The sequence below is a fragment of the Streptomyces kronopolitis genome (assembly GCF_014646275.1).
In the GTDB taxonomy this organism is placed as follows: domain Bacteria; phylum Actinomycetota; class Actinomycetes; order Streptomycetales; family Streptomycetaceae; genus Streptomyces; species Streptomyces kronopolitis.
This window is the reverse complement of sequence record NZ_BMND01000027.1, coordinates 82,810-104,420: the sequence shown is the minus strand read 5'-3', so window position 1 is coordinate 104,420 and position 21,611 is coordinate 82,810. Positions and strand designations below refer to the sequence as shown.

2 protein-coding genes are annotated in these 21,611 nt (G+C 73.1%); both read left to right on the top strand.

The window, feature by feature from the left end:
* Window positions 1–5,759: SDR family NAD(P)-dependent oxidoreductase (locus IEY78_RS25170; RefSeq protein ID WP_229700164.1), on the top strand; the 5,759-nt coding region annotated here is incomplete at its 5' end.
* 45 nt (window positions 5,760–5,804) lie between these two features.
* The gene (locus IEY78_RS25165; RefSeq protein ID WP_229700163.1) at window positions 5,805–21,572 is read left to right on the top strand and encodes a type I polyketide synthase; all 15,768 of its coding nucleotides are present in this window, start codon (window positions 5,805–5,807) and stop codon (window positions 21,570–21,572) included.
* Window positions 21,573–21,611: the final 39 nt, after the last annotated feature.

Below are 21,611 nucleotides of genomic sequence, written 5' to 3'. Positions count from 1 at the left end.
ATCAGGTGTTGGCTGTGGTGGCGGGTTCTGCGGTGAATCAGGATGGTGCGTCGAATGGTTTGACGGCGCCGAATGGTCCCTCGCAGCAGCGGGTGATCCGGCAGGCGCTGGCGGGCGCGGGACTGTTGCCGTCGGACGTGGACGTGGTCGAGGCGCACGGCACCGGAACGTCTCTGGGCGATCCGATCGAGGCCCAGGCGTTGCTCGCCACCTACGGCCAGGACCGGGACGGGGACCAGCCGTTGTGGCTGGGTTCGGTGAAGTCGAATATCGGTCATACGCAGGCGGCTGCGGGTGTGGCGGGCGTGATCAAGATGGTGCTGGCGTTGCAGCACGGTGTACTGCCGCAGACGCTGCATGTCGATGAGCCGTCGTCGCATGTGGACTGGTCGGCGGGCGACGTGCGGCTGCTGACGGAGTCGGTGCAGTGGCCCGAGACGGGACGTCCGCGCCGTGCGGGTGTGTCCTCCTTCGGCATCAGCGGCACCAACGCCCACACGATCCTGGAGGAGGCCCCGGCCGAGGACGCCGGCCCGTCCGGGGATGCCGCCCCTGTCGCGGATATCGTGCCCGCCGAAGAGGTCCGGGCGGCAGCAGAGGAGGCCGCTCCCGCCCCCTGGGTGATCACAGGTAAGACCAAGGCCGCCCTCCGCGCGCAGGCCGCCCGGCTGCTCGCGCACGTGGAGAACTTCCCGGCCCTGCGCACCGCCGACGTGGGGCTGTCGCTGGCCACCACCCGGTCGGTCATGGAACACCGCGCCGTGGTCCTCGGTACGGACCGGGACGAGCTGCTGCGCGGCCTGGCCGCCGTGGCGGCCGACGAATCCGCGCCGAACGCCGTCACCGGCACGGCAAAGGCGGACGGCCGCCTGGCCATCCTGTTCACGGGCCAGGGCGCACAACGGCTCGGAATGGGCCGTGAGTTGTACGACGCGTTCCCGGCATTCGCGCATGCCTTTGACGCGATCTGCGCCCACTTCGACAGTGAAATGTCCTCGCCGCTGCGCGGTGTGGTCTTCGGCGACGAGGCGGAGGAGAAGGACGGCGGGAATGCGGAGACGCTGAACCGGACCGGATTCACTCAGCCGGCGCTGTTCGCCGTCGAGGTGGCGCTGTTCCGGCTGGTGGAGTCGTTCGGGGTCCGGCCCGACTATCTGGTGGGGCATTCCATCGGCGAATTGGCCGCCGCGCATGTGGCGGGCGTGCTGTCGCTGGAGGATGCTTGCCGGTTGGTGGCTGCTCGTGGGCGATTGATGCAGGCACTCCCGGCGGGCGGTGCGATGGTCGCGCTTCAGGCCACCGAGAACGAGGTATTGCCGCTGCTGGAGGGGCAGGAGCAGCGGGTGAGCATCGCCGCGGTGAACGGTCCCGAGTCGACCGTGATCGCCGGTGAAGAATCGGCAGTGGCGGAGATCGCCGGGCATTTCGAGTCCGAAAGCCGGAAGGTGAAGCGGCTCCAGGTGAGTCACGCCTTCCACTCCCCGCTGATGGATCCGATGCTCGACGAATTCCGTACCGTCGCGGAAAGCGTGACGTACGAGGAGCCCCGTATCCCGGTGGTCTCGAATGTCACCGGCACGCTCGCCACGGCCGAGGAGCTGACCTCCCCCGACTACTGGGTGCGGCACGTCCGCGGCGCCGTCCGGTTCGCCGACGGTGTCCGGTGGCTGGCGGACCACGAGGTCACCCGGTTCCTGGAGATCGGCCCGGACGGCACCCTGACCGCCATGGCGCAGGGCTGCCTCGACGGCGACACCGACGCCGACCATCTCCTCGTCCCCGCCCTCCGCAAGGACCGCCCCGAGGCGACCGGACTGCTCGCCGCCCTCGCCCAGATGTTCACCGCCGGGACGCCGCTGACCTGGGAGGCCGCCTTCACGGACGGCGATGCCCGGCGCGTCGGGCTGCCGACCTACGCGTTCCAGCGGCACCGCTACTGGCCCAAGCCGCCCGTCCTGCCGACCGGCGACATCAGCTCGGCGGGACTCGGCTCGGCGGACCACCCCCTGCTCGGCGCGGCCGTCCAGGTCGCCGGGTCGGACGCCTACCTCTTCACCGGCAGGCTGTCGCTGCACACCCACCCGTGGCTCGGCGACCACGCGGTGACCGGGACCGTCCTGTTCCCCGGCACCGGCTTCCTCGAACTGGCCGTCCGCGCCGCCGACGAGGTGGGCTGCGACCGGGTGGACGAGTTCACCATCGCCGCGCCGCTCGTCCTGCCCGAGCGCGGTGCGGTGCAGTTGCAGCTCGCGGTGGAGCCGCCGGACGAGTCCGGGCGCCGGAGCCTGAACCTGTACTCGCGGCCGGAGGACGAGCTGGCCGAGCAGCCGTGGGTGCTCAACGCCAGCGGTGTGGTGTCCACCGGAGACACGGCGGACCGGGGCGAGGCGTACGACTTCACGGTCTGGCCGCCGCGCGACGCGGACGCCACCTCGGTCGACGACTTCTACGGCCGCTTCGCCGAGGCCGGCTTCGCCTACGGTCCCGTCTTCCGCGGGCTGCAGGCCGTCTGGCAGCGCGGCGACGAGATCTTCGCCGAGGTCGGACTGCCGGAGGAGCACGAGGGGCTGGCCGGCGCGTTCGGGCTGCATCCCGCGCTGCTCGACTCCGCGCTGCACGCGATGATGTTCGTGTCGATGGAGGATGTCGGCCGCGGCCGGCTGCCGTTCTCCTGGAACGGCGTCTCACTGAAGGCGGCCGGCGCCGGCGCTCTGCGCGTCCGCCTGGTGCAGTCCGGACCCGAGGCGGTCTCCCTCGAACTGGCCGACCCCGCAGGCGGCGCGGTCGCCTCCATCGAGTCCTTGACGCTGCGTCAGGTCTCCGGTGAGGTGAGCGGCGCCGCCGCCTACCACGACGCGCTGTTCCAGGTGGACTGGAACACCGTGCCGACGCCCACCGCGCAGCCGGACGAGCAGTGGGCCGTCGTCGGGGACATGGCGCTGGCCGTGGCCCTGGACGGCACCGGCGTACGGGCGGAGGCGACGGACAGCCTGAGCGAGCTGGCCGACGAGGCGCCCCCGGTGGTACTCGTCAGCGCCACCAGGACGGCGGACCCGTCCGACGCGGCAGCCGGGGCGCACACCGCCGCCCACGACACCCTCGCGCTGCTCCAGAAGTGGCTGGCCGACGACCGCTTCGCCGCCTCCCGCCTGGTCGTCCTCACGCACGGCGCCGTGAGCACCTCCGACGCCGACCACCCGGACCCGGCGCAGGCCGCCGTCTGGGGCCTGGTGCGCGCCGCCGGGGTGGAGAACCCGGGCCGGTTCACGCTCCTGGACCTCGACGGCACGGCGGCCTCGATCGCGGCCGTGCCCGGCGCCCTCGCGAGCGGCGAGCCCGAGGCCGCAATACGGGCGGGCGCGCTGCACGTACCGCGCCTGGCCCGGGTCGCGTCCACGGAGGCGCTGCGCCGACCCGACACGGACGGGGACGCCTGGCGGCTCGACATCGCCGACAAGGGCACCCTGGACAACCTGCTCCTGACCGAATGCCCGGACGCGGCGGCCGAGTTGGAGCCCGGACAGGTCCGCATCGGGGTGCGCGCGGGAGGCGTCAACTTCCGCGATGTGCTCAACGCGCTGGGGATGTACCCCGGTGAGGCCGGCGCACTCGGCAGTGAGGGCGCCGGGGTGGTGCTGGAGGTCGGTCCCGGAGTGGCGGACCTGCGACCGGGTGACCGGGTGATGGGCATGTTCTTCGGCGCCTTCGGCCCCCTCGCGGTGGCCGACCGCCGACTGCTGGCCCGCATCCCCGACGACTGGTCGTTCGCACAGGCCGCCTCGGTTCCCGTCGTGTTCCTGACGGCGTACTACGCGCTGGTGGAACTCGGCGAGGTGCAGGCGGGCGAATCGGTGCTGGTGCACTCCGCCGCCGGTGGCGTCGGTATGGCCGCCGTGCAGCTGGCGCGGCATCTGGGCGCCGAGGTGTTCGGCACCGCGAGCCCCGGCAAGTGGGAGACGCTGCGGTCGTCGGGTCTGGACCAGGCCCACATCGCGTCCTCACGTGACCTCGACTTCGAGCCGTCCGTCCTCGCCGAGACCGGTGGCCGGGGTGTGGATGTGGTGCTGGACTCCCTGGCGCGGGAGTTCGTGGACGCCTCGCTGCGGCTGCTGCCGCGCGGCGGCCGTTTCCTGGAGATGGGCAAGACCGATGTCCGTGACCCACGGGAGATCGCGGCCGACCACGAGGGCGTGCGCTACCGGGCGTTCGACCTCTGGGAGGCCGGTCCGGACCGCATCGGGGAGATGCTGTCCGCACTCCTCGACCTCTTCGAGAAGGGCGCCCTGCGGCCCCTGCCGGTGACGGCCTGGGACGTCCGCCGAGCGCCGGAGGCCTTCCGGCACCTCAGCCAGGCCCGGCACATCGGCAAGGTCGTACTGACCGTGCCGGCGCCCCTCGACCCGCAGGGCACGGCCCTGGTGACCGGAGGCACCGGCGGGCTGGGCGCACTGGTGGCCCGGCACCTGGTGACCGAGCACGGGGTGCGCCACCTCCTCCTGGCCAGCCGGCGCGGCGCGCAGGCTCCCGGCGTCGACGCACTGCGCGACGAACTCGCCGCCCTCGGCGCCGAGGTCACCGTCGCCGCCTGCGACAGCGCCGACCGCGACGCCCTGCGCGCGCTGCTGGACTCCGTACCCGCGCAGCACCCGCTCACCGCCGTCGTGCACACGGCCGGGGTCCTCGACGACGGCATCCTGTCCTCGCTGACACCCGAGCGGCTGGACACGGTGCTCGCGCCGAAGGTGGACGCGGTGAGCAACCTGCACGAGCTGACCCGGCACGAGGACCTGGCGGCGTTCGTCGTCTTCTCCTCGGTGGCGGGCACGTTCGGCAGCGCCGGGCAGGCCAACTACGCGGCCGCGAACGCCTTCGTGGACGCACTGGCCTGCCGGCGCGGTGGACTGGGGCTGCCCGCACAGTCGCTGGCGTGGGGAGCCTGGGCCCCCGGCGTCGGCATGACGGGCGAACTCAGCGAAGCCGACCTCCAGCGGATGGCCCGCGGCGGCATGCTCGCCCTCACCCCGGAACAGGGGCTCGGCCTGCTCGACACCGCACGGGACCTGGCCCGGCCGCTGTTGCTCCCGATGAACCTCGACACGGCGCCGCTGCGCGCCCACCCCGAGGCCGTACCGCCGCTGCTGCGCGGCCTGGTCCGGGCACCCGCCCGCCGCCAGACTGCGACCGCCGCCGCGGCGAAGGGAACCGAAGCGGCGCAGGACCTCGCGGCACGACTGGCCGCACTGCCGCCGGCGGACCGCGAGCAGTATCTGCTCGACCTGGTCTGCACCCAGGTGGCACTCGTCCTCGGACACGGATCCGCCGAGGACATCGAACCCGACCAGGCCTTCAAGGAACTGGGCTTCGACTCGCTGACGGCGGTGGAACTCCGCAACCACCTCAACGCGGCGACCCAGCTGAGGCTGCCCGCCACCCTCGTCTTCGACTACCCGACACCCCTCGTCCTGGTCCGCCATGTCCTGGACGAGATCGACCTCCCCGAGATCTCGGGTGCGCAGCCGATCCTCGGCGAGCTCACCCGGCTGGAGGCGGCGCTCGCCGGGGCCACGGTCGGGGACGAGGAACGGGCCGAGATCGCCGACCGGCTGCGGGCACTGGCCGCGCACTGGCAGGGCGACACCAAGCAGGAGCAAGGCGCGGATCCGTACGCGGAAACCGATGAGGACGACGGCGAACTGGCATCGGCATCGACCGCCGGCGAACTGTTCGACCTCATCGACAAGGAACTGGGAACGTCGTGACCGGACGCGGGGAACCGCTCGGCTCTGTTCGAGGATGTGACGTTGGTGGCTGCTGACGACGAGAAGTACATGGAGTACCTGAAGCGGGTGACGACCGAGCTTCGGCAGACCCGTCGCCAGCTTCGCGAAGCCGAGAGCAGGGACCAGGAGCCCATCGCCATCGTCGCGATGAGCTGCCGCTACCCCGGCAGCGTGCGGACTCCGGAAGACCTGTGGCAGCTGGTCGACGAAGGAGGAGACGCCGTCTCCGACTTCCCCGTCGACCGCGGCTGGGACGTCGACGCGGCCTACGACCCCGACCCGGACAAGCCCGGCTCGATCTATGTCCGCGAAGGCGGCTTCCTCCACGACGCGGGGTACTTCGACCCGGCGTTCTTCGGGATGAGCCCACGGGAGGCCCTGGCCACCGACCCGCAGCAGCGGCTGCTGCTCGAAGTGGCCTGGGAAGCCTTCGAGCGTGCGGGCATCGACCCCACCTCGGTGCGCGGCTCCAACGGCGGAGTGTTCGTCGGCGCCGCCACCTCCGGGTACGGCATCGGCGTCGCCGACCTCCCCGAAGGCGTCCAGGGCCTGCTCCTCGCCGGAAACGCCACCTCCGTCGCCTCCGGCCGGATCGCCTACACCCTCGGCCTCGAAGGCCCCGCCGTCACGGTCGACACCGCCTGCTCCTCCTCGCTGGTCGCCCTGCACTGGGCCTGCCACGCGCTGCGCCGGGGCGAGTGCGATCTGGCGCTGGCCGGCGGCGTCGCCGTGATGTGCACCCCGGCGATGTTCTTCGAGTTCAGCCGGCAGCGCGGCCTGGCCGCCGACGGCCGCTGCAAGCCGTTCTCCGACGACGCCGACGGCACCGGCTGGTCGGAGGGCGCGGGCATGCTGCTCGTCGAGCGGCTCTCCGACGCCCGCAAGAACGGCCACCCGGTGCTGGCCGTCGTCCGGGGCACCGCCATCAACTCCGACGGCGCCTCCAACGGACTGACCGCCCCCAACGGCCCCTCCCAGCAGCGGGTCATCCGCTCCGCGCTGTCCCGGGCGGGTCTCTCCCCGAGCGATGTCGACGCCGTCGACGCCCACGGCACCGGTACCTCGCTGGGCGACCCCATCGAGGCCCAGGCACTCCTCGCCACCTACGGCAAGGACCGCGCCGACCACGGACCGCTCCAGCTCGGCTCGCTCAAGTCCAACATCGGCCACACCCAGTCGGCCGCCGGCGTCGGCAGCGTCATCAAGATGGTCATGGCGATGCACCACGGGTCGCTCCCCAAGTCCCTCCACATCTCCGAGCCGTCCCGCCACATCGAGTGGTCCGCCGGCGAGGTCGAGGTACTGACCGAGGCGCGACCCTGGCAGCACGAGGGGCGCCCGCGCCGCGCCGGCGTCTCGTCCTTCGGCATCAGCGGCACCAACGCCCACGCCATCCTGGAAGAGGCCCCGGCGGACGAGGAGGCCCCGGCACCGGACGCCGACGGCGAGCCCGCCCGCACCCTGCCCCTCGTCCCCTGGGTGGTCTCCGCCCGCAGCGCGGCCGCGCTCCGCGCACAAGCCGCACAACTGCTGACGCGGGTCAAGCGGGACGAGCTGGACCTGACCGACGTCGGCCACTCCCTGACCACCGGCCGGACCGCGTTCGAACACCGCGCCGTGGTCCTCGCCGAGGACCGGGCCGCCGCCCTGCGCGGCCTGGAGGAACTGGCCGCCAACGGCATCGGGGGACCCGGCGCCGACGTGGTCGGCGGCCGCACCATGCGCGGTGCCACCGCCTTCCTCTTCACCGGCCAGGGCGCCCAACACGCGGGAATGGGACGCGAGTTGTATGCCGCGTTCCCGGCCTTCGCCGCGGCATTCGACGAGGCGTGCGCGCTCCTCGACACCCACCTGGAGCGCCCGCTGCGCGAGGTCGTCTTCGGCGAGGCACCCGACGCCGATGCCCTCCACCGGACGGCCTTCACCCAGCCCGCGCTCTTCGCCGTGGAAGTGGCCCTCTACCGGCTGATCGAGTCCTGGGGCGTCAAGCCCAAGTACCTGGTGGGACATTCCATCGGCGAGCTGACGGCCGCGCATGTGGCCGGCGTGCTGTCACTGAAGGACGCCTGCCGACTGGTCGCGGCTCGCGGCCGGTTGATGCAGGCGCTGCCGGCGGGTGGGGCGATGGTGTCGCTCCAGGCTGCCGAGGATGAGGTGTTGCCGCTGCTGGAGCGTCTGGGGCAGCGGGTGAGTGTGGCTGCGGTGAATGGTCCGCAGGCGGTGGTGGTTTCCGGTGAGGAAGCGGCGGTTGCGGAGATAGCCGACCGTTTCGAGTCCGAGGGTCGGAAGGTCAAGCGGCTCACGGTCAGCCATGCCTTCCACTCGCCGTTGATGGAACCGATGCTGGAGGAGTTCCGGGCGGTCGCGGAGAGCGTGACGTTCGCGGAGCCTCGTATCCCGGTGGTCTCGAATGTGACCGGTGAGCTCGCCACGGCGGAGCAGCTGACGTCGCCCGACTACTGGGTGCGGCATGTGCGGGACGCCGTCCGGTTCGCCGACGGTGTTCGCTGGCTCGCGGAGCACGGCGTGACCCGGCTCCTGGAGCTGGGCCCCGGAGGCACCCTGACCGCCATGGCACAGGCCTGCCTCGCGGACGCGGGGGACGATGACACCGAGCGGGTGTTCCTCGCCTCCCTGCGGACGAACCGGCCCGAGACCACCTCGCTGATGTCGGCGATGGCCGGCGCCTTCGCGTCGGGCGCACCGTTCGACTGGTCGGCGTACTTCGCGGGCACCGGGGCGCGTCGGGTGGACCTGCCGACGTACGCGTTCCAGCGCGAGCGCTACTGGCTGGAGTCGACGGGCGCCACACCCGAGCCGCACGAGCAGTCCACCGTGGACAGCTGGCGGTATCGGGTGGAGTGGAAGCCGTTGGTGGCGCCGTCGGGTGCGGTGCCGGGCGGTCGTTGGCTCGCGGTGGTGGCTCCGGGCGAGGAGTGGTCCGAGGCCGTGGTGGACGGGCTGTCGGAGTGCGGTGCGTCGGTTGAGCGGGTGGAGTGTGTCTCGGGGGAGATGGACCGGGAGCTGCTGGCCGAGCGGGTGCGTGAGGCGGCGGGCGAGGAGTCGGTTGCCGGGGTGCTGGTGGTGGGCTGCGCGGATGTGGTGCGTAGTGCCGTGGTGGTGCAGGCGCTGGGGGACGCCGATGTCGGTGGGCGTGTGTGGCTGGTGACGCGGGGGGCTGTCGCGGTGGGCCGGTCGGACGGTGGTCCGGATCCGGTGGGGGCTGCGGTGTGGGGCCTGGGTCGGGTGGCCGCGCTGGAGTTCCCGGACCGGTGGGGCGGTCTGGTGGATCTTCCGGAGGCCGTGGACCGCAGGGCTCTTGATCGGCTCGTTGGTGTGTTGGCCGATGGTGCTGAGGATCAGGTGGCGGTACGGGCGTCGGGGGTGTTCGGGCGGCGGCTGGTGCACGCTCCGGCTCCGGCTGGGGACGTGGATGGTGGTTGGCAGCCGCGGGGGACGGTGCTGATCACGGGTGGTACGGGTGCGCTGGGTGCTCGTGTGGCGCGCTGGGTGGCCGAGCGTGGTGCGGAGCATGTGGTCTTGACCAGTCGCCGTGGTTTGGAGGCTCCGGGGGCGGTGGAGCTGGAGGCGGAGCTGTCGGGCCTGGGTGTTCAGGCGACGGTGGCGGCTTGTGACGTCGCGGATCGGCGCGCGGTCGAGGCTCTGCTGTCCGAATGTGACGTGGACGCCGTTGTTCATGCGGCGGGGGTCGTGGATTCCGTGCCCCTGGGTGACGTGGATGCGGAGCATTTCGCTGAGGTGATGGGGGCGAAGGTCTCCGGCGCTGTGGTGCTGGATGAGGTGCTGGGCGACCGTGAGCTGGATGCCTTCGTGGTGTTCTCGTCGATCGCTGGTGTCTGGGGGAGTGGTGGTCAGGCGGCGTATGCGGCGGGGAACGCCTTTGTTGAGGGTCTGGTGGAGGCTCGTCGTGCGCGGGGTGCGGTGGGTTGTTCGGTGGCGTGGGGCCCGTGGGCCGGCGGTGGGATGGTCGGCGCGGAGGGTGCGGAGGAGCATCTGCTGCGCCGTGGGTTGAGGGCGTTGGATCCGGTTCGTGCGGTGTCGGCTCTGGAGTCGGCTGTTGGCGCGGGTGAGGGTTCGGTGGTCGTGGCGGACGTGGACTGGGAGCGGTTTGCCCCCGCGTTCGCGAGTGCCCGTCCGAGTCCGTTGCTGGAGGATCTGCCGGAGGTGCGGGCGGCGTTGGCTGCCGGCGCTGGTGGTGAGGTTTCCGGCGCTGGTGTGATGCGGGAGCGTCTCGCTGGGCTGTCGGTGGTGGAGCGGGAGCGGGCGCTGTTGGAGTTGGTGCGTACGCACGCCGCAGCGGTCCTCGGTTACCACAAGCCGGAGTCGCTCGAAGCGCGTTCTGCCTTCCGTGACCTGGGCTTTGACTCGCTGACCGCTGTGGAGCTGCGCGGCCGGTTGAACACCGAAACCGGTCTGCGGCTGCCCGCCACCGTCGTCTTCGACTATCCGTCGCCGGTCGACCTGGCGCGCTTCCTGGGCGATGAGCTGTTCGGCACCGGGGCGGACGCATCGGCCGGTCTGCCTGCGCTGGCTTCCGTCTCGGACGATCCGGTGGTCATCGTCGGGATGAGCTGCCGGCTTCCCGGTGGGGTCGTCACTCCCGAGGACCTGTGGCGGCTGGTGGCCGGGGCGGAGGACGCGGTCACCGAGCTTCCCGATGACCGTGGCTGGGACCTCGATGGCCTCTACGACCCGACTCCGGGCCAGCCGGGGAAGAGCTACTCGCGCCACGGTGGATTCGTCAGCGGGGTCGACCAGTTCGATCCGGCGTTCTTCGGTATCAGCCCACGGGAAGCGGTCGCGATCGACCCGCAGCAGCGGCTGCTGCTGGAGACCTCCTGGGAGGCGCTGGAGCGTTCCGGCATTGATCCGCAGACGCTGCGGGGGAGCCGGGCCGGAGTCTTCGTCGGCTCCAACGGCCAGGACTATCCCGCCCTGCTGCTGAGCACTCCGGAAGGCCAGGACGGCTACCTCGGTACCGGGAACGCCGCCGCGGTGGTGTCGGGCCGGATCTCGTATGCGCTGGGCCTGGAGGGGCCGGCCGTCACGGTGGACACGGCGTGTTCCTCGTCGCTGGTCGCCCTGCACCTGGCCGCGCAGTCGCTGCGTTCGGGTGAATGTGATGTAGCGCTGGCCGGCGGTGTGACCGTGATGTCGACGCCAGGCGCGTTCATCGAATTCAGCCAGCAGCGTGGTCTTGCCGCTGATGGCCGGTGCAAGGCGTTCTCGGACGCCGCGGATGGCACCGGCTGGGGCGAGGGCGCCGGTGTACTGGTGGTGGAGCGGCTGTCGGATGCGCGGCGCAATGGCCATCGGGTGTTGGCTGTGGTGGCGGGTTCTGCGGTGAATCAGGATGGTGCGTCGAATGGTTTGACGGCGCCGAACGGTCCCTCGCAGCAGCGGGTGATCCGGCAGGCGCTGGCCGGTGCGGGACTGTCGGCGTCCGATGTGGACGTGGTCGAGGCGCACGGCACCGGAACGTCCCTGGGTGACCCGATCGAGGCGCAGGCGCTGCTTGCGACGTATGGCCAGGACCGGGATGAAGACCGGCCGTTGTGGCTGGGTTCGGTGAAGTCGAACATCGGGCACACGCAGGCTGCCGCGGGTGCGGCCGGTGTCATCAAGATGGTGCTGGCGCTCCAGCACGGTGTGCTGCCGCAGACCCTGTATGCCGATGAGCCGTCCTCGCATGTGGACTGGTCGGCGGGTGACGTGCGGCTGCTCACCGAGGCAGTGGCGTGGCCGGAGGGTGAGCGGCCGCGTCGGGCCGGTGTCTCGGCGTTCGGCGTGAGTGGGACCAATGCGCACGTGGTGATCGAGCAGGCTCCGGTGGAGGAGAGCACGGAGGCCGCGCCGGTTGGTGATGTGGGTGTGGTGCCGTGGGTGGTGTCGGCGCGGAGCCGGGAAGGGTTGCGGGCGCAGGCGCAGCGGTTGTTGGCGCATGTGGAGGCCCGGCCTGAACTCGGGGCGCCGGAGGTGGGGTTCGCCCTCGCCACGACACGATCGGCGTTCGAGCACCGGGCCGTCGTGCTCGGCACCGAGCGGTCTGCGCTGGTTGACGGACTCAGGGCGCTTGCCACCGGGGGCGAAGCCGCTTCCGTGGTGAGCGCTGTAGCTGCACCCGAAGCGCGACTCGCGCTGCTGTTCACGGGTCAGGGTGCGCAGAGGTTGGGGATGGGGCGTGAGCTGTATGACGCGTTCCCGGTGTTCGCCGATGCCTTTGACGCTGTCTGTGCGCACTTTGACGGTGAGCTGGCTTCGCCCCTGCGGGATGTGGTGTTCGGCGAGGACGCGGAGCCCCTGAACCAGACGGGGTTCACTCAGCCGGCGTTGTTCGCCGTCGAGGTGGCGCTGTTCCGGCTGGTGGAGTCGTTCGGTGTCCGGCCGGACTACCTGGTGGGGCATTCCATCGGTGAGTTGGTGGCCGCGCACATCGCGGGCGTGCTGTCGTTGGAGGACGCCTGCCGTCTGGTGGCGGCTCGTGGTCGTCTGATGCAGGCGCTTCCGGCGGGTGGTGCCATGGTCGCGCTTCAGGCCGCCGAGGATGAGGTGTTGCCGCTGCTGGAGGGCCAGGAGCAGCGGGTGAGCATCGCCGCGATCAACGGCCCGAAGTCGGTTGTGATCTCTGGCGAGGAAGCAGCGGTCTCGGAGATCGCTGGCCGCTTCGAGTCTGACGGTCGGAAGGTCAAGCGGCTCACGGTCAGCCACGCGTTTCACTCGCCGTTGATGGAGCCGATGCTCGACGAGTTCCGCACCGTCGCCGACAGCGTGACGTACGCCGAGCCTCGTATCCCGGTCGTCTCGAACGTCACCGGCCAACTCGCCACAGCCCAGGACCTGACGTCCCCCGCCTACTGGGTGCGGCACGTCCGTGAGGCGGTCCGGTTCGCCGATGGCATCCGCTGGTTGGCGGAGCACGAGGTCACCCGGTTCCTGGAGATCGGTCCGGACGGCACCCTCACCGCCATGGCACAGGGTTGCCTTGACAACGACACGGCCACGGCCACGGACCTGGACGCGGGCCCGGTTCTCATCCCCACCCTGCGGGGCGACGACCGCGGCGAGATATCCGCCGTACTGACCGCCGCCGGACGCGCCTTCGCCCACGGCCTTACCATCAACTGGCCGACCTTCTTCCCCACCACCCCCAACGAGGGCACCACCAACACCCCCACCCCCGTCGACCTCCCCACCTACGCCTTCCAACACCAGCGCTACTGGCCCCGGTTCACGGGTCTGCCGGCTGGCGATCTCGGTTCTGCCGGGCTGGTGTCCGCGCAGCACCCCTTGCTGGGTGCTGCCGTCTCGCTGGCCGGCAGCGCGGACGGTGCGGACGGCTTCGACGGCGCGTACGGCTCGGCCGACGATGACGCCGTGGTGTTCACGGGGCGGGTGTCCGTCGCCGCGCAGCCCTGGCTCGCCGAGCACTGCGTCTCGGGCTCGGTCCTGCTGCCCGGCACCGCCTTCCTGGAGCTGGCCGTCCGTGCCGGCGACCAGGTGGGCTGCGCGCAGGTGGAGGAATTGACACTGCAGGCGCCGCTGGTCCTGCCGGAGCGGGGCGCCGTACAGCTCCAGGTGGCCGTCGGGGCCGCGGACGAGACCGGGCGCCGGACGCTGAGCGTCTACTCCCGGCCGCAGGACGCGCGGGCCGACCAGCCGTGGGTACGCCATGCGGTCGGTGTCCTCGGTACGGACGGCGCGGCCCCCGGGGCCGGTCTGTCCCAGTGGCCGCCCGCCGGTGCGGAGCCCGTCTCCGTCGAGGGGCTGTACGAGGGGCTGACGGAGGCGGGGTTCGGCTACGGTCCACTCTTCCGTGGTCTGCGGCAGGTATGGAGCCGTGGTGACGAGCTGTTCGCCTCGGTCGAGCTACCGGAGAGCGCCGTCCCCCAGGCGGCCGGCTTCGGGCTGCACCCGGCGTTGCTGGACTCGGTGCTGCACGCGCTCGGACTAGTGGAGTCGGGCCGGGCGGACGAGGAGGGGTCGGACGAGAGCCGGGGCAGGCTGCCGTTCTCCTGGTCGGGGGCGACGCTGCACGCGTCCGGAGCGTCGGTGCTGCGTGCCCGGCTGACCGTGCGCGGACCCGACTCGGTCGCCCTGGAGCTGGCCGACGCCTCGGGCGCCCCCGTCGCGACGATCGACTCCCTGGTCCTGCGACCGGTGTCGGCCGACGGAATCGCCCAGGCCAAGGCGGGCGGGCAGGACACCGCGCTGCACACGATGGACTGGATTCCGCTGCCGGAACCCGCCACGACCGACGCGTCCACCCAGCCCCCGATATCCATCGACGCGGCCGTCGATGCGTGCGAAGGCGCCGAGGTCCGGCTCGACCTGTCCGCCATCGGCGCGACCGTGTACCCGGAGCTCGCCTCGCTTCCGCAGGACGAGGTGCCGTCCCACGTCCTGCTGCGGCTGGACGCCCCTGACGGCGACCCGGCCGCCGCCGCGCACACCGCGGCCCATCGGGCGCTCGCGCTGCTTCAGGCATGGCTGGCCGATGAGCGGTTCGCGGCGGCCCGGCTGGTCGTCGTCACCCAGGGTGCGGTCACCGTGGACGAACGGCGGCCGGACCCGGCGCTGGCCGCCGTGTGGGGGCTCGTCCGGTCGGCGCGTTCGGAGCACCCGGACCGCTTCACGCTGGTCGATCTGGACGCCGCGAGCGAGTCCCTCGCCGCCCTTCCCGCCGCGCTGGCCCACGACGAGCCCGAACTGGCCGTCCGCGCGGGCCAGGTGTACGTCCCCAGGCTCAGCAGGCACGTGCGGCCGGACGCGCTGCCGGTGCCCGAGCAGAGCGAGGCGTGGTGCCTGGACATCGCCGAGAAGGGCACGCTGGCGAACCTGCGTCTCGCCGAATCCCCCACGGCGCAGGCGGAGTTGGGCGCCGGGGAGGTGCGGATCGCGGTGCGTGCCGCGGGTCTGAACTTCCGTGATGTGCTGAACGCACTCGGCATGTATCCGGGTGACGCCGTGGCGCTGGGGATCGAGGGCGCCGGTGTGGTCACCGAGGTCGGGCCCGGGGTGACCGGGTTCGCCCCGGGCGACCGGGTCATGGGGCTGTTCACCCAGTCCTTCGGCCCGCGCGCGGTGGCCGATGCGCGCACCCTCGCCCGCGTCCCCGAGGGCTGGTCGTTCGCGCAGGCGGCATCGGTTCCGGTGGTGTTCCTGACGGCCTACTACGCCCTGGTGGACCTGGGGGAACTCCAGGCGGGCGAGTCGGTGCTGGTGCACGCCGCCGCGGGTGGTGTGGGCATGGCCGCCGTGCAGCTGGCGCGGCATCTGGGCGCGGAGGTGTTCGGGACCGCGAGTCCGGGGAAGTGGGAGACGCTGCGGTCGTCGGGTCTGGACGAGGCCCATATCGCGTCCTCGCGTGAGCTGGACTTCGAGCGGTCGTTCCTGGCGGCGACCGGTGGCCGGGGTGTGGATGTGGTGCTGGACTCCCTGGCGCGGGAGTTCGTGGACGCCTCGCTGCGGCTGCTGCCGCGCGGCGGTCGGTTCCTGGAGATGGGCAAGACCGATGTCCGTGACCCGGGTGAGGTCGCGGCCGCGCACGAGGGGGTGCGCTACCGGGCGTTCGACCTGTTCGACGCCGGTCCGGAGCGGATCGGGGAGATGCTGACGGCACTCGTCGCCCTCTTCGAGCAGGACGTGCTGCGGCCCCTGCCGCTCACCGCGTGGGACGTACGCAAGGCGCCCGAGGCATTCCGCTACCTCAGCCAGGCCAAGAACGTCGGCAAGGTCGTACTGACCATGCCGGTTCCGCTCGACGCGGAGGGAACGGTCCTGGTCACAGGCGGTACGGGTGGTCTGGGCGCGCTGGTGGCCCGGCATCTGGTAACCGCGCACGGGGTCCGTCATCTGGTGCTGTCCAGTCGCCGGGGGCCGCAGGCTCCGGGTGCCGCGGCGCTGCGGGAGGAACTCGCCGCCCTCGGAGCCGAGGTCACCGTCGCCGCCTGTGACACCGCGGACCGCGAGGCCCTGCGCGACCTGCTCGCCTCCGTACCGCGGCGGCACCCGCTGACCGCGGTCGTGCACACGGCCGGGGTGCTCGACGACGGTGTGCTGTCCTCGCTGACGCCCGAGCGGCTGGACGCCGTGCTGGTGCCGAAGGCGGACGCGGTGAGCGCACTGCACGAGGCGACCCGGGGCGAGGACCTGGCGGCGTTCGTCGTCTTCTCCTCCGTCGCCGGGACGTTCGGCGGCTCGGGGCAGGGCAACTACTCGGCGGCCAATGCCTTCCTGGACGCGTTCGCCCAGGCCAGGCACGGTGCGGGGCTGCCCGCCACGGCACTCGCCTGGGGCCCGTGGGCGCCCGGCGCGGGGATGACCGGCGAGCTGGCGGAGGCCGATCTGCGGCGCATGGCGCGTGGCGGCATGGTGCCGTTCACCGCCGAGCAGGGCATGGCGGCGTTCGACGCCGCGTTCCGTACCGCCGAAGCGGTGTACGCCCCCGTGCGGCTCGATCACGCGGCGCTGCGGGCACCGCAGTCCGCGCCCCCGGCCCTGCTGCGCGGGCTGGTGACCGGGTCCGCCCGGCGCTCGGCCGCGTCGGCGGCCGCCGGTGGTGCCGCGGAGAACCTGCGGACCGGGCTGGCCGCGCTGCCGCCCGCCGAGCGGGAGCCCGCCGTGCTGGAACTCGTCCGGGCGCAGTCGGCACTCGTGCTCGGGCACGCCGGCCCCGAAGCGGTCGAGCCGGCCCGGGACTTCCGCGGCCTGGGCATCGACTCGCTGACCGCCGTCGAGCTGCGCAACCGGCTGGGCGCCGCGACCGGTCTGCGGCTGCCGGCGACGCTCGTCTTCGACTACCCGTCGCCGACGGCGCTGGCCCGCCACGTGCGCACCGAACTCTTCGGGGACGACGAGGCGGCCGCGACACCGGTGGCCGTGGCCAGCCGGCCGGTGACCGGCGAGGAGCAGCTCGCCGTGGTCGCCATGAGCTGCCGGTTCCCGGGCGGGGCCGGCAGCCCCGAGGAGTTCTGGCGGCTGCTGGCCGACGGCGTGGACGCGCTGTCGCCGCTGCCGGACGACCGCGGCTGGCAGACCGGCGACGACGCGACCCGCGTCGAGGGCGGATTCCTCTACGACAGCGGCGACTTCGACGCGGACTTCTTCGGCATCTCGCCGCGGGAGGCGGTCACCATGGACCCGCAGCAGCGGCTGCTGCTGGAGATCTCGTGGGAGACGCTGGAGCGGGCCGGCATCGACCCGGCGACGCTGCGCGGCAGCCGCACCGGGGTGTTCGCCGGCACGAACTACCAGGGCTACGGCTCGGCCGCCCACACGCTGCCCGAGGGCGCCGAGGGGCAGCTGCTCACCGGCCACGCCACCAGCGTCACGTCCGGCCGGGTCTCCTACGCCCTCGGCCTCGAAGGCCCCGCCGTCACCGTCGACACGGCCTGTTCGTCGTCGCTGGTGGCGCTGCACCTGGCCGCACAGTCGCTGCGGCTGGGGGAGTGCGACCTCGCCCTCGCCGGCGGGGTGACCGTGATGGCCACCCCCGGCGCCTTCGTGGAGTTCGGACGGCAAGGAGGACTGGCCGGCGACGGGCGGTGCAAGGCGTTCGCCGACGACGCGGACGGCACCGGCTGGGGCGAGGGCGCGGGCATCGTCCTCGTCGAGCGGCTCTCCGACGCGCGCCGCAACGGGCACCCGGTGCTCGCCGTGCTCCGCGGCTCCGCGGTCAACCAGGACGGCGCCTCGAACGGCCTGACCGCCCCCAACGGGCCCTCCCAGCAGCGGGTCATCCGGGCCGCGCTCGCCAACGCCGGACTCGACGCCCACGAGGTGGACGCGGTCGAGGCGCACGGCACCGGGACGTCACTGGGCGACCCGATCGAGGCCCAGGCGCTGATCGCCACCTACGGCCAGGACCGCGCGGCGGACCGGCCGCTGTGGCTGGGCTCGGTGAAGTCCAACATCGGACACACCCAGGCCGCGGCCGGCATCGCCGGTGTGATCAAGATGGTGCTGGCCCTCCGGAAGGGCGTCCTGCCCCGCACGCTGCACGTCACCGAGCCGTCCTCGCACGTCGACTGGTCGGCGGGCGAGGTGCGGCTGCTGACCCGGGCCGTGGAGTGGCCGCGGTGCGAACTGCCGCGCCGGGCCGCGGTGTCCTCGTTCGGGATCAGCGGCACCAACGCGCATGTGGTGCTCGAACAGTACGGCGCGGCCGACGACGGGCCGGAGGCAGCCGTTGAGCGTGACGGTGCCGCGCCCGCCGATGCCGCGCGGGCCGCGGACGCAGGAGCCGACGACCCGGCGGGACCCGTGGTCTGGCCGCTGTCCGCCCGGTCCGGGGCCGCCCTGCGCGACCAGGCGAAGCGGCTGCGCGCCCACCTCACCGACCGCCCGGACCTGCCGGTGCGTGACCTCGGGTACTCGCTCGCCACCACCCGGGCCGCCTTCGACCACCGGGCGGCGCTGGTCGCCGAGGACCGGGACGCGTTCCTGAAGGGCCTCGCCGCGCTGGCCCGCGGCGAGGACACGGCCGAGCTGGTGCGCGGCCGCGCCGACACCGGCGGGAAGCTCGCCTTCCTGTTCAGCGGCCAGGGATCCCAGCGCGCCGGCATGGGACGCGAGCTGCACGCCCGCTTCCCCGCCTACGCGGCGGCCTTCGACGAGGCCTGCGCGGAGTTCGACCGCCACCTCGAACGGCCGCTGCGCGAGATCGTCTTCGCGGACGAGGGCACGCCCGAGGCCGCGCTGCTCGACCGCACGGCCTACACCCAGCCCGCGCTGTTCGCCGTGGAAACCGCGCTGCACGCGCTCGTCACCTCATGGGGCATCCGGCCCGACGTGCTGATCGGCCACTCCATCGGCGAGCTGACCGCCGCGCACGTCGCCGGGGTGCTGACCCTGGCGGACGCGTGCCGGTTGGTCGCCGCCCGCGGCCGCCTCATGCAGGCACTGCCGGAAGGCGGCGCCATGATCGCCGTGCAGGCCGCCGAGGAGGAGGTCCGGCCGCTGCTGGCGGGCCTGGCCGACCGGGCCGGGATCGCCGCGGTGAACGGCCCGACGGCCGTCGTCGTCTCCGGCGCGCAGGACACGGTCACCGAGATCGCCGCACAGCTGGCCGAGCGCGGGCGAAAGACTAGGCGTTTGCGGGTCAGCCATGCGTTTCACTCTCCACTGATGGACACGATGCTGGCGGAGTTCGGCGAGATCGCGCGGGGTGTGCGCTACGCACCGCCGCGCGTCCCCGTCATCTCCAACCTGACCGGGGAACCGGCGGCCGACGCCGACCTGACCTCGCCCGACTACTGGGTGCGGCACGTCCGCGAGGCCGTCCGCTTCTGCGACGGCGTCCGCCGCCTGGAGGCCGACGGCATACGGACCTACCTGGAACTGGGACCGGACGGCGCCCTCGCCGCCATGGCGTGGGAGAGCCTGCGCGAGCCCGGCGAGGAGGCCGCCGCGCTGCCCGTCCTGCGGCGCGACCGGCCCGAGGCGCGCAGCGCCCTGCTCGCCGCGGCGAACCTGCACGTCCGCGGCCTCGGCGCCGGGCCCGCCGCGCTGTACGGCGAGGGCGCGCGCCAGGTCGAGCTGCCCACCTACGCCTTCCAGCGGCGCCGGTACTGGCTGGAGCCGGCCGGCCCGCAGAACGGGGACGGGGCGGCACAGTCGCTCGACGACCAGTTCTGGGCCGCCGTGGAGCACACCGACCCGGGCGAGCTGGCCGAGCGCCTGCACCTGTCCGGTGACGCCCCGCTGCGCGACGTACTGCCCGCGCTGTCCTCGTGGCGCCACCAGCAGCGCGAACGCTCCGTCGCCGACGGCTGGGAATACCGGGTCAGCTGGCGGCCGGCCGGCGACGCCCCGGCCCCCGTGCTCTCCGGCACCTGGCTGCTCGTGCACCCCGCGGGCCACGCCGACCGTGCCTGGGAGACGGCGCTCGCGGCCGGGCTCACCGCCCACGGCGCGGCCGCGGTCGTCCCGGTCGAGGTCGACTGCGCCCGCGCCGACCGCAAGTCGCTCGCCGACCAACTGGCCGCCCTGCTGGGCGAGTCGGGCCCCGTCGACGGGGTGCTGTCCCTGCTCGGCACCGACGAGGAACCGCACCGCGGCCAGCCCGCCACACCCGGCGGACTCGCCGCCACCATGGCCCTCGTCCAGGCGCTCGACGACCTGGGCACCGGCGCGCCCCTGTGGTGCGCGACCACCGGGGCCGTCGCGGTCCGCGAGGGCGAGGCCGTGCCGTCCCCCGTCCAGGCCGCCGTCTGGGGCCTGGGACGGGTCGCCGCGCTGGAGCAGCCGCAGAGCTGGGGCGGTCTGATCGACCTGCCCGGCGAGCCCGACGAGCGGGCCGTGGCGCGGCTGTGCGCGGTCCTGGAAGCCGGTCCGGGCGAGGACCAGATCGCCGTACGCGGCTCGGGCGTGTTCGCCCGGCGGCTGGTCCGCGCCCGGACCCCCGACACCGCACCCGGCACCGACGAGCCGTGGGCGTGCACCGGCACCGTACTGATCACCGGCGGCACCGGCGCGCTCGGCGCACACCTGGCCCGCCGGCTGGCCGACCGGGGCGCCGCACACCTGATCCTGGCGGGCCGGCGCGGCCCGCGGGCCGAGGGCGCGGCCGAGCTGCGGGACGAACTCACCGCCCGCGGCACCCGGGTGACGCTCGCCGCATGCGACGCCGCCGACCGCGACGCGCTCGCCCGACTGCTGGCCGAACACCCCGTCGACGCGGTGTTCCACGCCGCGGGCGTGCTCGACGACGGGCTCCTCGCCGGACTCGACGGGGACCGACTGGACGCCGTCCTGCGGTCCAAGATGGCGGCCGCGGCGCATCTGCACGAACTGACCGACGGCCTCAGCGCGTTCGTGCTGTTCTCGTCCTTCGCCGGCACGGCAGGGGCGACCGGCCAGGCCAACTACGCCGCCGCCAACGCCTACCTGGACGCCCTCGCCGAGCACCGGCACGCCCTGGGGCTCCCCGCCACCTCCGTCGCCTGGGGCCCGTGGGCCGGCGCCGGCATGGCGGCCGGCGGCGCGGGCGACGAGCAGCTGGTCGAGCGCCTCACCCGCGGCGGCATGAACACCCTCGCCCCGCGGCTGGCGGTCGACGCGCTGGAGCGGGCCCTCACCCGCGGCGACACCACACTGACGGTGGCCGACGTGGACTGGGCGCGCTTCGTCCCCGGCTTCACCTCGGTGCGGCCCAGCGCGCTCCTCGCCGACCTGCCGGAGGCCCGGCGGGCGACCCCCGAGCGCGAGTCCGCGGACGGCGACGGGCCCGGCGGTCTGCGGGCGCTGCGCGCCCAACTGGCCGGGCGCAGCGAGACGGACCAGGAACGCGTCCTGGTCACGCTCGTGCGCACCCAGGTCGCCGGTGTCCTCGGATACGACGCGGTGGACGCCATCGACCCGAAGCGGGCGTTCAGCGAGCTGGGCTTCGACTCGCTGATGGCCGTCGAGCTGCGCAACCGGCTCGGTCTGGCCACCGGCACCCAGCTGCCCGCCACGCTGCTGTTCGACCACCCGACCGCCGCGGCCCTCGCCCGCCATCTGCGCACCCAGGTCGCCGCGGGGGACTCCGCCGGGGCGCTGCCCGCGCTCGCCGAACTGGACCGGCTGGAGGACGTGCTCGCCGACGTGGCGCAGGACGATCCGCAGCGGGCCAGGATCGCCTCCCGCCTCCAGACGCTGCTCGCGAAGTGGAGCGAGCGGGCGGAGGCCGACACGGCGGCGGACGACGGCGCCGGGGTGAGCGACCGGATCAACTCCGCCACCGCGGACGAGATCTTCGACTTCATCGACAACGACCTCGGCATGTCATGACGCGCCGACCGCACGACCCCCGGAACCGCCACGTGGATG